General features: G+C 64.1%; 10 protein-coding genes and 1 tRNA gene. 10 read left to right on the top strand and 1 reads right to left on the bottom strand.

What is annotated here, in order from left to right; genetic code table 11:
* The first annotated feature begins 1 nt into the window (after position 1).
* From KQH53_16105 to KQH53_16085, 5 genes are read left to right on the top strand one after another with little or no spacing between them, the layout of a single operon-like run.
* Entirely contained in the window at positions 2 to 847 is an 846-nt protein-coding gene (locus KQH53_16105; protein MCB2228204.1) for a glycosyltransferase, read from the top strand.
* Positions 844 to 1,710, top strand: a complete 867-nt coding sequence (locus KQH53_16100; GenBank protein MCB2228203.1) for a TIGR01459 family HAD-type hydrolase — start codon at positions 844 to 846, stop codon at positions 1,708 to 1,710. The genes KQH53_16105 and KQH53_16100 overlap by 4 nt, the downstream gene beginning before the upstream one ends.
* Entirely contained in the window at positions 1,698 to 3,053 is a 1,356-nt protein-coding gene (locus KQH53_16095) for a DegT/DnrJ/EryC1/StrS family aminotransferase (GenBank protein MCB2228202.1), read from the top strand. Before KQH53_16100 ends, KQH53_16095 begins: the two co-directional genes overlap by 13 nt.
* The gene (locus tag KQH53_16090; GenBank protein MCB2228201.1) at positions 3,054 to 5,771 is read left to right on the top strand and encodes a sugar porter family MFS transporter; all 2,718 of its coding nucleotides are present in this window, start codon (positions 3,054 to 3,056) and stop codon (positions 5,769 to 5,771) included.
* A 46-nt stretch (positions 5,772 to 5,817) separates the two neighbouring features.
* The gene (locus tag KQH53_16085) at positions 5,818 to 6,774 is read left to right on the top strand and encodes a hypothetical protein (GenBank protein ID MCB2228200.1); all 957 of its coding nucleotides are present in this window, start codon (positions 5,818 to 5,820) and stop codon (positions 6,772 to 6,774) included.
* Between the two features lie 782 nt (positions 6,775 to 7,556).
* Here KQH53_16085 and KQH53_16080 read toward each other — a convergent pair.
* Positions 7,557 to 7,632 (bottom strand) — tRNA-Phe (locus tag KQH53_16080).
* Positions 7,633 to 7,781: 149 nt separating this feature from the next.
* Here KQH53_16080 and KQH53_16075 point away from each other — a divergent pair.
* The 5 genes from KQH53_16075 to KQH53_16055 all read left to right on the top strand — a co-directional run bounded on the left by KQH53_16075 (position 7,782) and on the right by KQH53_16055 (position 13,256).
* Positions 7,782 to 9,311 carry a YifB family Mg chelatase-like AAA ATPase gene (locus tag KQH53_16075; protein MCB2228199.1) on the top strand — a complete coding sequence of 510 codons (1,530 nt, stop codon included), beginning with the start codon at positions 7,782 to 7,784 and terminating at the stop codon, positions 9,309 to 9,311.
* Positions 9,312 to 9,420: 109 nt separating this feature from the next.
* Positions 9,421 to 10,305 carry a hypothetical protein gene (locus KQH53_16070; protein MCB2228198.1) on the top strand — a complete coding sequence of 295 codons (885 nt, stop codon included), beginning with the start codon at positions 9,421 to 9,423 and terminating at the stop codon, positions 10,303 to 10,305.
* Positions 10,302 to 11,099 carry a metallophosphoesterase gene (locus KQH53_16065; protein MCB2228197.1) on the top strand — a complete coding sequence of 266 codons (798 nt, stop codon included), beginning with the start codon at positions 10,302 to 10,304 and terminating at the stop codon, positions 11,097 to 11,099. Before KQH53_16070 ends, KQH53_16065 begins: the two co-directional genes overlap by 4 nt.
* Before the next feature lie 180 nt (positions 11,100 to 11,279).
* A complete protein-coding gene (locus KQH53_16060) occupies positions 11,280 to 12,287 on the top strand; it encodes a LacI family transcriptional regulator (GenBank protein ID MCB2228196.1) in 1,008 nt (335 codons plus the stop codon).
* 105 nt (positions 12,288 to 12,392) lie between these two features.
* A complete protein-coding gene (locus tag KQH53_16055; protein MCB2228195.1) occupies positions 12,393 to 13,256 on the top strand; it encodes a 3-keto-5-aminohexanoate cleavage protein in 864 nt (287 codons plus the stop codon).
* Positions 13,257 to 13,364 lie beyond the last annotated feature (108 nt).

The raw sequence follows: 13,364 nt of genomic DNA, 5'->3' as shown, positions 1-13,364 counted from the left end.
CATGTTTTCTTTTGTCTTGCCATGCCACAACGACATTGACCTGCTAAAGAAAACCCTGGCAGGCCTCTGCTTGAACCTGAAGGGGCCGGAGTTCGAGGTTTTTTTGGCGGATAACAATTCTTTTGAAGAAGACATAGATGCGGTCTACCGCAAATATGTCAACCGCCTGGAACTGTACCTGATTCGCCAGCCTCGCCTGCCCCACCCCAGGGCCACCAGCCGGGCGCGCAACCTGGGCTTACAGCTGGCCCACGGGGAATGGATCATAAACCTCGACTCCGACTGCGTTCCCATACCCGGCTACCTGTCCCGCATCGCGGCTTACCTCGAATGGACCGGACGGCAAAACCCCATGGTCACCGGGCTGCGGAAATTCGTGGATTTGGGCGGATACAGCGATGAAGACATCCTTGCCGGGCGGGTGGACTTTGATGCGCTTCCCCAAGTGGCCAGCCCGGCTAATTACCGCAAGGTCGTGGACCGGCGGCTGCCTTACCTCCAGCGGCTCGTCGATTCCGAACACCCCTGGGCCTATTTTCATACCTGCAACATGATCTACCGGAAATCCACCGCCATGCGGATTGGGGGCTTCGACGAGGCGTTCGACGGTGTCTGGGGCTATGAAGACATCGATTTCGCCTACCGCATGATCACTCTGGGGGGCGCCACACCCCGCTACCTGCCGGGTATCGAGTGCCTTCATCAAGACAGCGAAAGCTCCCACGCCCTGGACCGCTTCAATAAGCGCGACAACCCCAACTGGCGCAGGATCATCAAACGGATACCGGGTTTTGAACAATTCAAGTCCCAGCAATACCAGATGCAGAGCCGCGAGATCCGCCTGTGAGGAGCTTCCCCGACCTCGCGGAACTTGCCGCCCCATTCAAGGCCATGGTCATCGATGTCTGGGGGGTTCTGCACGACGGCTCCACGCCCTACCCCGGCGCGGTGGATGGCCTGCGGGAGCTGAAAAAAAGCGGCCGCCGGGTGCTCTTGGTTTCCAACACCCCTTCCAGCGAGGCGGTCCTGGCCCGCGAGCTGGCGGAGTTGGGTATTTCCCCGGAGCTCTATGACGGCTTGACCACCTCCGGGGAGATCACCAGGGAGGCCATCGCCCGGCAAGAGCGAGCCGGGAGCCGCCTAATGCACATCGGCCCCCAGGACCGCTCCGGCCTGCTGGACGGGCTGGGTTTTGCGGTGACCCACGAACTGGGGCGGGCGGATTTCCTGTTGGTCACCGGACTGGACGATCAGCGGCCCGACCCCGGTGACTATGCCGGCGCGTGGAACGAGGCCATCGAGCGCGGCCTGCCCCTTTACTGCGCCAATCCCGATTTGGGTTACGCGGGCCCGGACGGCTCCTTGACTCCCTGCGCCGGCAGCATCGCCCTGATGTACGAAGAGCTCGGCGGGGTGGTCTATCGTTACGGCAAGCCTCTCCCCGGAATCTACCAGCGCGCCTTGGCCCAATTGCCGGGGTTGCCCAAGGCCGACACCGCGGTGGTGGGAGACAGCCCAGCCACCGACCTGCGGGGGGCCAAGGCCGCCGGCCTCTATGCCGTGCTACTGGCCAACGGGGTGGCCGCGCTCCTGGCGGGCGCGTCCGACGAGGCCGCCATAACGGCCCTATGCCAAAAGGAGGGCGTCATGCCAGACGCCTTGTTGCATCGATTCGTCTGGAACGCGAAGGGCCAAGCATGCTCCCAGTAACCTGCAACGGCCGCAGCGACGGCTTGCACGCGCTATATGAGTGGATGAGTGAGGCCCGTGAATCCAAGGCCCGGCCCCAGGCACCCACCTTCACGGAGGTTCTGGCCAACCGCGAGCTGGCAGCCTATTTCCAGGATATCCCGGATGGCGGCCGAGCCCGCTGGGTGGAGGGGCTTTTCCCGCCAAGCCCCGGGCCGGGGCCTTTTGAGTTCGAGCCCTTCGAACGCATGTTGCGCGACGAGGAGCAGGACGCCTGCATCGCGGCGGCGGCCGATTGCATCCGGCGGGGCGCCTGCATCTACGGCCCGGAGATCGAGGCCCTGGCCGGCCATCTGGGCGAATTTCTGGAGGTGAGCCACGTCATCCTCTGCGCCAGCGGCACCGCCGCCCTCACGGTGGCCTTGTTGGCCCTGGAGGTTGGCCCCGGCGACGAGGTGATCATCCCGGCCAACAGCTTCGCGGCCACCGAGAACGCGGTCCTGGCTATCGGGGCCGCCCCGGTTCTGGCCGACGTCCGGGAAGGCACCCACAACCTGGACCCCGTGAGCGTGGAACGGGCCATCACCCCGCGCACCCGGGTCATCCTGCCAGTGGACCTTTACGGCGGCCGGGCCGACCTGGACGCCCTACGGCTGCTCGCTGACCAACACGGCTTGGCGCTCCTGGAGGACGCCTGCCAGGCCATAGGCGTCAGCGGGCTCGGCAAAAAGGCGCATCTAGCCACCTTGAGCTTCAACACCTACAAGAACTTCGCCGGCTGCGGCAAGGCCGGGGCCGTGGTGACCGACGACCACGAGTTGGCAGCCAGGGCGGCCATGATCGCCTATCACGGTTTCGAGCCGGGACGGAAAATGGTCAAGCGCCTGGCCTTCGGCTTCAACTGCCTGATCGACAACCTCCAGGCCGCCACCCTCTTGGCCCGCCTGCCCTATCTCTCCCTGATCAACTTCCGGCGGCTGGTCCTCTCCCGCCGCTATGACTACGCCTTGCAAGAGCTGGAGCAGGCCGGGGTCCTGTCCCGGCCCCAGGGACGGCCCGCCCATGCCTGGCACCAATACACCATCACCTTGGCCAACCGTGAGGCCAGGGACGGGCTGCGGGCCTTCCTGGCCGCCCGGGGTTTGCCGAGCGAGGTGATCTACTCCAAGTTGTCCCACCAGCAGGACACGCCCCTTAGGCGCACGGCTTACCAGGACGCCAAGCTCCCAATGACCGAGGACCTGCAAGCGCGCAAACTCTCCTTGCCTGTCTTCAACGGACTGTCCCTGGAGGAGCAGGACCGGGTCATCGAGGCGGTGCGGGACTATCGACGGTCCTCCCTCTTCAGCCGGGCGGTGGCCTAGATGGCCTGGCTCATGGCCTGCATCGCCTCCATCGGGGGCCTGTTGTTCGGGTATAACACCGGGGTCATCTCCAGCGTGCTGCCCCAGCTCAACGTGGCCTGGAAGCTCACCCCCCTACAGGAAGAGCTCGCGGTAAGTGCCGTCCTGATCGGGGCCGTGGTCGGAGCGGCCCTGGTGGGGATAGTGGCCGATCACATCGGCCGGCGCGACTGCATCATGGCCACCGCCGCCCTGTTCGTGCTGGGCAGCTTCTCCGGGGCCATGATCAATTCGCCCGAGGCGTTTATCGCCTGCCGGGCCTTGGTGGGGGTCGCCCTGGGCGCGGTCTCCCTGGTCGCGCCGCTCTACATCGCCGAAATCGCGCCGGCTCGTATGCGCGGAAGGCTGGTGACGGTCAACCAGCTAGGCATTACCTTCGGCATCATGCTGTCCTACGTGGTCCCCTATTTTTTGCAGGGCATCCAGGAGAGCTGGCGGCACATGCTGATCATCGGCACCGTGCCCGGCGTTTTTTTGAGCATGGCCTCGCTGTGGCTGGTGGAGTCGCCCCGCTGGCTGCTCTCCATGGGGGACGAAGAAGAAGCCCGCATCAACTTCCGGAAAATCGGCGACCCGGACGCGGAGGCCATCATCCGCGACCTCAAGGAGTCCCTGTCCCATCAGTCCGAGGACGCCTGGATGCGCCTGGCCGCGCCGCCCATCCGCCTGGCCCTGTTCTTCGTGGTGGGCCTGTTCTTCTTCCAGCAGTTCGTGGGGATCAACGCCTTTCTTTACAACGCCTCCACCATCCTGACCTATGAGGGCTTTGCCGTGGCCGACACCAACCTGGCGGTCACCATCGGGCTCAGCCTGGTCAACCTGGTCATGACCTTGGTGGCCATGGCCCTGGTGGACAAGGTCAGCCGCCGCCTGCTGTTGCGCATCGGGCTGGTGGGCATGGGCCTCAGCCTTAGCGTTCTGGCGGCCGGATCGGGCTTTTTGGATCACGATGTTTTTATCTCCAGCCGCCTGGCCGTGATCTGCCTCACCAGCTATATCGCCTTCTTTTCCTTCAGTTGGGGTCCGCTGCTCTGGGTGATCGTGGCCGAGGTCTTCCCCCAGCGCATCCGGGGGGCGGCCATGAGCATCCCCGTGGCGGCGCACTGGCTCTTCGCCATGGTCAACGCCTCGGGCGCGGTGTTTTTCCTGCGGGAGTTGGAGGACACCGGGTTCTATCTGATCTTCGCCATCGTGGCCTTTGCCGGGCTATGGTTCCTCAGAAAAAATTTCATGGAGACCGGGGGCCTGGCCCTGGAGCGAATCCAGCGCCTGTTCGTCGAACGGGCCCAGGCCCTCAAGAAGGGCAACCTGGTCTACTACGCCATAACCACGGTGGCCGGGACGGGAGCGCTGATAATCGGGTACAACGTGGGCATAATCGCCGGGGCGGTGGTGCTGCTCACCAAGGAGTGGGGGCTCAGCAACCTGGAACAGGGCGTGCTGGTCAGCTCGTTGAGCGCCGGGCTGTTCATCGGTCAAATCATGGCGGGTAAGGCTTCGGACCTCTTTGGCCGGCGCTATTTGCTCATGTCCACGGCGGCCCTGTTCGTGGCCGGCGCCTTTGGCAGCGCCCTGGCGCACACCCTGCCCGTCTTGATCGGGGCCAGGTTCCTGATCGGCCTGACCATGGGCGTGGCGGCGGTGGCCAGCTACGTCTATATCTCGGAGATAGCTCCGCCGGAGATCCGGGGCAGATTGCTGACCCTAAGCCAGGCGACCCTGGCGGTGGGGATATTGCTGTCCTACCTGGCGGCCCTGGTCTTTGAGACCCTGCCCGATGGCTGGCGCTACATGTTCGCGGCGGCGGCCGCCCCCAGCGCGGTTTTCGGGCTGGGCCTGCTCTTTTTGCCCGAGTCCCCCCGCTGGCTCTACAGCCGCGGCCGGCGCAGCGCCAGCCTGAGGATGCTCAGGGGCATGGGGATCGGCGACCCCCAGGCAGCTCTGGCGGCCATGAGCCAGGGAGGGGACGAAGAAGAGGCGGGAGGGTGGCACGAGTTGCTCAACCCCAGGCTTCTGCCGCCCCTGCTGTTGGGCATGGCATTAATGTTCCTGGCCGTGTTCACCGGCTTCGACGCCTTGATCCTGTATGCCCCCACCATTTTCCAAAGCGCCGGCTTCGGCTCCTACACCGCCTCGGTTTTGGCCACCTTCGGCTTGGGCGCGATGAACCTGGCCTTTACCCTGGTTTCCATGTGGCTGGTGGAACGCCTGGGCCGAAAGCCCCTGATCATGTGGGGGCTGTTGGTAATGATCGCCGCTCTAATCCTGACCGGGGTGGTGCTGGGCCATTCCGGGTGGAGCGGCTTCTGGGCCCGCGCTCTGCTTTTGGGCGGACTGGGCGTCTTCGTGGGAGCCTTCGCCGCCAGCCTGGGGCCGGTCTCCAACGTGGTGGTGTCCGAAATATATCCCCAACGCGTCAGGGGAGCGGCTCTGGGCTTGGTGCTGGGGGCTAACAGCATCTTCTCCTTTCTGTTCGCCCTGCTGTTCCCCATATTCTTCAGCGCCCTAGGTTCGGCCTTGACCTTCTGGATCTTCGGAGCCATCGGGGCAGCCGGAGCACTGCTTTGCTGGAAATATCTCCCGGAGACCAAGGGGCGGACTCTGGAGGAGATAGAGGCCTCCTGGTCCGGGGAGAGGGTCTCCCCAACGGGAGGGGGAGCGGAGCCGCCGCCACAGTGAGTCCATTTTGCCTTTAAGAAAAGATTGAGGGGTTTACAGGAAAGCCATGAGCATTAACGCGTCCATTTTAGAGATATGGACCATCATCGATATGGTCAGGTGCAACTTCAATTGTCCATACTGCGCGTCTACCAAGCCAGAGCATGACCAACAACGCTCCAAGGACAAATTCTGGGAGGATGATACTGGAAGCGAAAAGTTCCAAAAGATAATCAAATGGGTCAGTCAGCTTCCGGTGACCGTGGGGATAAGGCTGCAGACTGTTGGTGAGCCGTTCACGTGCGAAGAGTTCCTGAGGGGTGCCGCATGGCTGTCCAAGCAGCCCAACATCCATTATCTGGAACTGGTGACCAACGGGTCGCTGGTCAAAAGCCGTTGGGATATGCTCGCCCAGGGAGCGAATCTCGACAAAATATCCCTGTGGATGACCTATCACCACACCCAGATCTCGGCCGAAAAGTTGGTGGAGGCAGCGCGGTTCGCGCGGGACCAGGGCGTTCACGTGGTGGTGAACAGCTTGGTGTTTCCTGACAACTTTGAACAAGTGGAACATATCAGGGCGTTGGCCCAAGCCAACGGACTCAAGGTTAGCACGGATGTCGGCTATGATTTGCACTGTCCCACCAGCGAGGAAGGGTTCATACCGGCGTTTTATGATGACGAGGCAAGGACCAGAAGCCTATACGGTAATGATTTAATCCTCAGCGAGAATATAAGCAATCACTGGCAGGAAAATTGTTCCACAGGCCATGACTACATTTATATATCTCCGGCGGGGGACATATACCGGTGCTTTCAATATTTCTTGAAAGATCGCAATACCACCCTGGGCAATATATTTGATGATGATTTCGATCTATCCCTAAGAGCAGCGCCATATGAGCCATGTAATTTCTCGCGCACTGAACGATGCTTTAATCACGAAGATTTCTTTCATTTAGAAACAATTAGACGCAAAAGAAACATAAGCCGCTCCATGACCAATAAAGACGATGTATTGTAGTCCTCCTGCCCTAGTCTTTTTGGGCCTGGGGAGACGGATTCCATATCCCTGCCAGGCGTCTGAGCCGCTTTCTAGCCTACGGCTTCCTGGCCGTCCCCCGGTGGGAAAATGGTGAACTGGCCCGCTCCCATCTGGGTCTGCTGCGCACCATTGAGTCGCTGTGGATGCTGGATTGTCAAGGCGGGACCAACCCCCGGGCCGTAGTGTGCGCCCCTCCGGCCCAGGTTGTCTTACAGGCCCAGGATGATTTCCTGGCATCACTGCCGCAGTCAGGCGCGGCGGCCGTGGAAAAGGCTGACCAAGCCACCTGCCCAGGATGTGGTCGGGAAGCCGGGCCAGGAGATCGTTTTTGCGCTTCTTGTGGCGGGCGGTTGAAAGAGGATTAAGGTCGGCCGCACATCCAAATAGCTTTGCACCAATATCTCTTTGGCCAATATGAGAATTTAAATAGTGCTAAGCAAGGTTGAATTCTGAACTGCATCAACTTGAATCAACATGTTGTTGCTACGATCAATTGTTGTAGGCTGCATCAGCACGATCTTTCGGGCTTTCTCGTGCGGCGCTTCAGCCTCTTCAATGTAAGGTTTTTTCAACCATCCATGGGCTTCGTATTGGACCATCCCGGCTTGAAGCCATTTTGGGCCGATTTAGCTTTACCCTCCTCAGTACGCGGCCCGGTAGATAGTCCTCCGTACCAAACTTCACGGGGAGAGTCCGGGGATAAATTGCGTTTACACACAAAAAGCCACCTAGCCGATATTGGCTAAGTGGCTGATATTTTTTGGTGCCGAGGGACGGAGTTGAACCGCCGACACGGGGATTTTCAGTCCCCTGCTCTACCAACTGAGCTACCTCGGCCCGTATAGCTCGGCCCCGCGGGCGCGGCGCCAAGTACGGTGCTTTTTATACCGCCCCCGTATGGGGCCGTCAAGGCCTAAGCCTTGTGCGAGCCGCACTATTTTGCTAAGACTTGGGGCCGTTGCGCCTTTTCATCCTGGGGGGAAACCATGCTGGCAACCGTCACGTCAATGGCCGTGCTGGGGGTGGAGGCCTACACCGTATCAGTGGAGGTGGACCTGGCCCCCGGGCTGCCCGCCTTCAACACGGTGGGCCTGCCCGACGGCGCGGTGCGCGAGTCCAAGGAGCGGGTGCGCGCCGCCCTGGCCAACAGCGGAGCCTCCCTGCCGGTGAACCGCATCACCGTGAACCTGGCCCCCGCGGACATCAAAAAAGAAGGCGCGGCCTTTGACCTGCCTATGGCCCTGGGGATTCTGGCCGCCTCGGGCACGGTGCCCTCCGAGGCGCTCATGGGCGTGGGGGTGGTGGGCGAGCTGGCCCTGGACGGGGCCATCCGGCCGGTGCGCGGGGTGCTGCCCATGGCGGTGCGGGCCAAGGCCGAGGGCCTCAAAGCGGTGATCGTGCCCACGGACAACGGGCCCGAAGCGGCGGTGGTGGAAGGGCTCACCGTGTACACCGCCGCGCGCCTGGGCCAGGTGGCCAACCACTTGGTGGGCCGCGAGGAGCTGCCCCGGGCCACGGCGGACCCGGCCCTGTTGGCCGGGGACCAGGCGGGTAGCGGCTTGGACCTGAACGAGGTGCGGGGCCAGGAACACGTGAAGCGCGCCCTGACCATCGCCGCGGCCGGGGGGCACAACGTCTTGATGGTGGGCCCTCCGGGCAGCGGCAAGACCATGCTGGCCCGGCGTCTGGCCGGAATCCTGCCCCCGCTCAGCTTTGCCGAAGCCCTGCAAGTGACCCAGGTAGCCTCGGTGGCCGGGGTGCTGCCCCCCCGCCAGGCCCTGGTGAGCACCCGCCCCTTTCGCTCGCCGCACCACACTATCTCCGACGCCGGGCTTATCGGCGGCGGCACCATCCCCCGCCCCGGCGAGGTGAGCCTGGCCCACCAGGGGGTGCTGTTTTTGGACGAGCTGCCCGAGTTCAAAAAGAGCGTCCTGGAGGTACTGCGTCAGCCGCTGGAGTCCGGCCGGGTGACCATTACCCGGGCGGCGGCCACGGTGGATTTCCCGGCCCGCTTCATGCTGGTGGGGGCCATGAACCCCTGCCCCTGCGGGTTCTACGGCGACCCCAAGCGCCAGTGCACCTGCGGCCCCCACCAGGTGCGCAACTACCTGAACCGGGTCTCCGGCCCGCTCATGGACCGCATCGACATCCAGGTGGAGGTGCCGGCGGTGCCCTTCAAGGAACTGGCCGCCGACACCGCCGGGCCGCCGTCATCGCAGGTGCGCCAGACGGTGGTGGCCGCCCGGGAGCGCCAGGCCGCGCGCCTGGGGGGCAGCGGCATATTCGCCAATGCCCAAATGAGCACCGCCCAGACCCGGGAGCACTGCCGCCTTAGCAACGAGGGCCTCACCCTGCTGGAGCGGGCCATGGAGCGCCTGGGGCTCTCGGCCCGGGCCTATGGCCGCATCCACAAGATCGCGCGCACCATCGCCGACCTGGAGGGCAGCGAGAAGATCGAGCTGCCCCATATCAGCGAGGCCATCGGCTACCGCAGCCTGGACCGGGTGATGGCCTAGAGGCCGGGACCGGCGGCCCATCTGAAAAAACCGCCTGGCGTATCATGGAAATGCGGCGGCGGAAAAGGCCGCGCGGCGATTTTCGGCACCAGCAGCGCGAGGCGGCAGCATGACCCAAGCCATTCACGTGGTGGTCAACCTCTCCTCCGGCCCCACCCCGGAGCGGGAGTTGGCCCAGGAGGTTTCCCAGGCCCTGGAGGCTGCGGGCCTGGAGGCGCGTCTCTGGGCCGAGCCCTCGGACCAGATCGCCGAGGCCATGCAGCGGGCGGCCGGGCAGGCCTCGGAGCTGCTGGTGGTGGGCGGAGGGGACGGCACCATCAGCCACGCCGCCGGCCTGGCCCATGAGCGCGGCCTGGCCCTGGGCGTGTTGCCCACCGGCACGCTAAACCATTTTGCCAAGGACCTGGGCCTTCCCCTGGAGCTGGACGAGGCGGTGGAGGTCATCGCCCGGGGGCGGCGGCGCAGGGTGGATTTGGCCCGAGTCAATGACCGGGTGTTCATCAACAACCTCAGCCTGGGGCTCTATCCTCGCGCGGTGAGGGAGCGGGAAAAGGCGTCCTGGCTCTCCTGGACCGGGCAGTTCGTAAGCACCGGCTGGGCCCTGGCCAAGGTGCTGACCCACAGCCCCCGCGAGGAGGTGGTGCTGGAGGCCGACGGCGAGCGCCAGGACATCCGCTCCCACCTTATCTTCGTGGGCAACAACCGCTATCTGGACGGCCAGGGCAACCCGGCCAGCCGCGCGGCCCTGGACCAAGGCGGCCTGGACATTTTCTGGTCCCCAGCCAGCGGGCCCTGGGCCCTGTTAAAGGCCGCTTTTTACGACGCCCGGGGCCGCTACCCTTTGCCAGAGGCGGCTCAGTGCTGGGCTTCCTCGGCCCGGCTAGAGAGCCGCAAGCCCAGCCTGCAGGCGGTGTGCGACGGCGAGGTGCTGCGCTTCAAGCCGCCCCTGGAGCTGGCCTCCTTGCCCGGCGCCCTGGAGGTGTTGGTTCCGTGACGGTGATCGCCCACATCTCGGACCTGCACTTCGGCAGCCTGCAACCCGGCGCGCCCCAGGCCCTGTTGCAATGCCTGGGCGAGCTGGAGCCCTCCCTGGTCATCGTCAGCGGCGACCTGACCCAGCGGGCCTGCCCCGGCCAGTTTTTGGGGGTCCGCCGTTTTCTGGACAAGTTGCGCTGGCCCCGCCTGGTCCTGCCCGGCAACCACGACATGCCCCTGCACCGACCCGTGCTGCGCGTGTCCGATCCACTGCGGGACTTTCACCGCTACGTCACCCCCAAGGACTCCCCCTATCTGTTGAACGGGGGCCTGGCCGTCCTCTGCCTTGACACCACCAACCCCTGGCGCTGGAAGGGCGGCGGCGCGCCCCGTCAAAAGCTGGAACGCCTGGAGCGCCGTTTGAGCCAGCTCCCGGCCGGGGCCACCCGCCTGCTGGTCACCCACCATCCCGCCTTTGCCCAAGAGGGCGAACGCCAGCAGGCCTGGCAGGCCCGGGTGGCAGAGGTGGCCCGCCGATTCGAGGTGCGCCTGGCCCTGTCGGGGCATTTCCACCACACGGTGATCCGCCCTTGGGACCAGCAACGCTTGCTGGTGGTGGAAGCGGGCACCGCCACCTCCAACCGCCTGCGCGGCGAACCCAACGCCTTCAACGTGCTCACCCTGGGCGTGGATCGGGTGAACGTGGCCGCCTATCACCTGAGCCAGGGCGTGTTCGCCCCGGCCCTGGGCCGTTCCTTTACCTGGGACGACGGCGCCTGGCTGGAACAGGGCCCCTTGCCCGTGGCCGGTTAGGTGCCGGGGCGTGGCCCGGGCGGCGCCTCACCAGGCAACTGCCTTATCATACGGCTATTTTCCCGGACACAGCCATCCGGCTCCTCCCTGGCGAACGCCCGCCAAAAAATTCTCCCAAAGGGGCTTGAATTTACGCAAACGTTTGAGTAGGGTGGGCCAGGCATTCACCGGAGCACCCATTTGTCAACCATCAAGGAAATAGCCAAGGCGGCGCGGGTGTCCTGCTCCACGGTCTCGCGGGCCCTTAACGACAAAAAGGGCGTGAGCGACGAGGTGCGCGAAAAGATCGTCAAGATCGCCCAGGAGCTGAGCTATTTCCCCCACTCCTCGGCTCGGGCCCTGGTGCGAAACCGGGTGGGGGTCATCGGGGTGATCATCCCCCGTACCAGCGATTTCGCCTTTCAGAGCCCCTTTTACAATCACGTGCTCCTGGGCCTGAGCGAAACGGCCGCCCGGCACGACTACAACCTCATGCTGATCATCAACGACCGGCGCTCCTACGCCTCGTTCTATTACCGGCGGCAGGTGGACGGGGTGATCGTGGTGGGCAACCGCGTCAACGACGAGCGCACCATCGAGCTGGAGGAAAAGGGCGTCCCGGCGGCGGTGGTGCCCGGCTTTGCCTCGGGTTCGCACGAGGGCATCGCCAGCGTAAACTCCGAGAACTTCCAAAGCATCCACCGGGCGGTGAGCTATCTCCTGGGCCTGGGGCACCGAAAAATAGCCTTCGTCCTGGGCAGCATGTCCTCCAAGTTCTCCTTCGAGCGCCTGGCGGCCTATCAAAAGGCCTTCGCGGACCACGGCCTGGCTCCCGACCCGGCCTACATTGTGGAGAGCGATTTTTCCAAGCCCGACGCCTTCCGCCTGATGGGTCAGCTATTGGATCTGGACCAGCCGCCCACGGCGGTGATCTGCCTCAACGACACCATCACCCCGGGCGTCTTGCGCCAGATACTCCAGCGGGGCCTCAAGGTTCCCGAGGACATCTCGGTGGTGGCCATCGGCTGCTCGGACATCCTGGATTTGACCCTGCCCCCCCTGACCACGGTGCGCATCCCGGCCGTGGCCATCGGCCGGACCCTGGCCCAACGGCTCATACAATTGATAGAAACCGGGCGCTGCCCGGAGCAGCATACCATCATCCCGGCCGACTTCATCGTGCGGGAATCAACTGGCGTCTGCCGATGAATTAGGAGGCCCGAGCGCGGCCGCATCAACGCAAACGTTTGAGAACAACCGCTTGGGCCCGGACCCACGGCCGGGCGGCCAACCCAAAGGAGTGAGACCTAAACCATGGCGCAGGCAATACCTTCGAACAAGGTGATCATCACCGTGGCCCAGACCGGGGCCATCACCAACAAGCAGCTGAACCCGGCGGTGCCCGAGCAGCCGGACGAGATCGCGGCCTCGGCCTATGACTGCTTCAACGAGGGCGCGGCCATCGTGCACGTGCACGCCCGCGACACCGAGGGCGTGAACACCTCGGAGCTGGACATTTTCCAGGACATCCACTCCCGCATCCGGGCCAAGTGCGACCTGATCATCCAGGACAGCACCGGCGGCGGCCCCAACCTGACCCAGGAGCAGCGCATCAACTGCCTCAACGCGGCCCCGGAAATGGCCTCGCTGAACATGGGCTCCCTCATGCGGGTCAGCGGCCCCTACAAGGGGGTGGCCTGGTCCAACCTGCCCGAGGAGATCGATTGGTTCGTGGAGCAGATGGCCCTCAAGGGCATCAAGCCCGAGATGGAGGTCTACAACCACGCCATGCTCCAGGACGTGCGCCGCCTCATCGCCCAGGGCAAGGTGCAGCCGCCTTACTACATCAACATCGTGCTGGGCATGCGCTACCAAGGCGCCGAGCCGGCCGACGCGCGCACCCTGAACTCCATTGTCAGCCAGCTTCCCGAAAACTCCATTTTCAACACCACCGCCGTGGGCTCGGCCCAGACCACCATGGGGCTCATGGGCATGCTCATGGGCGGCTGCGTGCGGGTGGGCCTGGAGGACAATATTTATTACGCCAAGGGCCAGCTGGCCGAGAGCAACGCCCAACTGGTGGCCCGCATCGCGCGCATCGCCCGCGAGCTGGGCAAAGAGCCGGCCACCCCGGCCGAGGCCCGCCAGATCCTGGGTCTCAAGCCCCTGGCCGCCTGACCAATCGTCGCCCCACGGCCCGGCCGGGAAGCGCTGTCGTCTCTCGGCCGGGCCTGGCGTTGGCTAACACCTGTTAATAATTGTTAACAGTGCGATTATTTTACAAAA

Source organism: Desulfarculaceae bacterium, from assembly GCA_020444545.1.
Taxonomy (GTDB): domain Bacteria; phylum Desulfobacterota; class Desulfarculia; order Desulfarculales; family Desulfarculaceae; genus Desulfoferula.
The sequence above is the reverse complement of the archived record's forward strand: the minus strand, read 5'-3'. Positions and strand labels throughout refer to the sequence as shown.